Raw genomic sequence first — 346 nt, forward strand, 5'->3', positions numbered from 1 at the left:
CCGGTCCGCAGGTGCGCGCCCGATTCCCGCGTGCCCGCCAGCTTGTCGCGAGCGACACGTTGAGCGCGTTGCAGATGGTCATAGACGACAAGGCCGACGTCTACATCGGCAATGCTTTTGTCGCCACCGAGCTGATTGCCAGCCGGCGCCTGCAGGGCGTGGCGCTGCTGCGGCCGAGCGACCTGCCCCCTGAGCGGCTGCACTTCGGCATTCCCAACAGCAAGCAACCGCTGGCCGAAGCCCTGGACCTGGCGCTGGCGGCCACCAGCCAGGCCCAGCGCGATGCCCTGGCACAACGCTGGTTGTCACCGCCGCACTGGTCGGCATCGGCGCAGCTGGCGCTGAG

At 69.4% G+C, this 346-nt stretch carries 1 protein-coding gene; it reads left to right on the forward strand.

From position 1 onward, the window contains the following. Window positions 1-59: 59 nt before the first annotated feature. Window positions 60-346: transporter substrate-binding domain-containing protein (locus EN850_RS34510; RefSeq protein ID WP_210238049.1), on the forward strand; the 287-nt coding region annotated here is incomplete at its 3' end.

Source organism: Mesorhizobium sp. M8A.F.Ca.ET.207.01.1.1 (assembly GCF_004794715.1).
GTDB lineage: Bacteria > Pseudomonadota > Alphaproteobacteria > Rhizobiales > Rhizobiaceae > Mesorhizobium.